1 protein-coding gene is annotated in these 1631 nt (G+C 50.8%); it reads right to left on the bottom strand.

Annotated elements, in window-relative coordinates:
• Nucleotides 1-1520: DUF5704 domain-containing protein (locus F3H12_RS13045; RefSeq protein WP_243133300.1), on the bottom strand; the 1520-nt coding region annotated here is incomplete at its 3' end.
• Nucleotides 1521-1631 lie beyond the last annotated feature (111 nt).

The following is a 1631-nucleotide window of genomic DNA, read 5'->3' as shown; positions in this document are numbered from 1 at the left end:
GACAGGGAAACCGTAAAGGGTCTTGCCAGGACCAGGCCGCTGATTTCCTCATTGGGATTCGGCTTTTGGTTGTATGCATCCTCATCGGATATGGACATATCGATATAGACCGGGGTATGGACAGACACCGGATTGCCCTCAAGCGGGAAAGTCATCTCCTGTGCACCCCTGGGGTTAACGGAATAGACGCGCTCATAGGTTATGGTACCAGTGGTGGCATAGGTCTGGTTCAACACTTCGGGCGGTATCTTCAGCCCACTCTGGAACAGGGCATTGGAGTTTGTCAGCTCCGGCTTCAGCCTTTCCGGATAAAATCCGTGCTCGCTCATGATCACCTTGCCGTTGATCCTGAGGGTATCATTTTTCACGGTCAAGGTCGGCAGGCTGCTTGCAGCAGCCGCCCGTATTCCTTCCGGTGTTGTGTCATATGTTGTGGCATAGGAAGAACTGCCGGTTGACACATGGTCTGCAATATCCACGAACTCCACATTTGGCCGTTTATATGCGGCGGATGGCGTAAAGGTGATTTTCCCGCCGGGCAGGGCGCCGTTTACCAACGTCGCGCTCTTTATGGCATAGACCTCAAGGGATGTGATCTCATAGTAGCTGTATGACCTTGTGAAACTTTCCTGGGACGCGACGATGTTACCTCCCTGATCCGGATGGTAGACCGTCACGGTATCAGTAACCGAACCCGTTACCTGGCGAACACCCAGACGGTACAGGTATTCGCTGGCGAGAATGTTGACATAAAGAGGCTCCCCGGAAGGAATGCCCTGGGATACATCAAAGCGCTCGTTGCCCCTTGGGTCGGCCTTGATGATGACCTGGGTCTCCGGACTGGTAAATTGCTCGTCCCTTCCCCTGTTACCGGAAACCATTGCACCCGAGGAAGAGATTTCGCCAACAAAGAGGGTTGCCACAGCTTCATCGGTACCGTTGAACCCGAGGGTTTCTATCTCATGACTGGTCACGCTGCTCCAGACGTAGATCATGGTATTGGGGGAAACGTTATGTAGGGTGATATAGCAGACATTGCCCTGAGTGGTTACAATTTCGCTCTCAACCTTGTCGGGACTTGTTCCGGCCCAATACCTACGCACCGAAATGTTCTTGCTTTCCTGGTCAGCCATCACCCAGTAGCTGTGGCTGGTATCTATTTTGACGGTCACGCTTTCCGTCTTGCCTGTTTCTATGGCTTTCTTGTCGGCCTCAGCGGTCATGATGCACTTAATTGTGGGAATGGCAGGAATCCTTATCGTGTTCCAGTTGGTGTCGTTGTATCGTAAGCGGATGTGGGCACTGCCCGTGTCGGGTGTGGTTAAGACCCAGGCCTTCCGGAAGATCTCCGAATAATCAGTACTGCCTTCCGGAATCTTGAACAGCTTAAGCAAGTTAAGGCCAGTATCGGTTTGTCCTACTGTTATATGGTCCTCATCGTAGAAGTTGGTGGTAAGCATGTAGTTGAGAAGGGCGGGATTAATTCTTATATCTTTCCAGGATTCCGGCGCTTCCGGCAAAATGTCCTGCCATACCACATTAGTATAGTCATGATTAAACACATTGCCCTGTTTTTCATAGCTTCGAAAATATCGGTCGTTTGTGATTGCATATTCATAAAAATTATATCC

Origin of the sequence: Thermoclostridium caenicola (assembly GCF_900142095.1) — a bacterium.
Taxonomy (GTDB): Bacteria; Bacillota; Clostridia; order DSM-8532; family DSM-8532; genus Thermoclostridium_A; species Thermoclostridium_A caenicola.
Note: the sequence above shows the minus strand (reverse complement) of the source record. Positions and strands in the feature narration are given on the sequence as shown.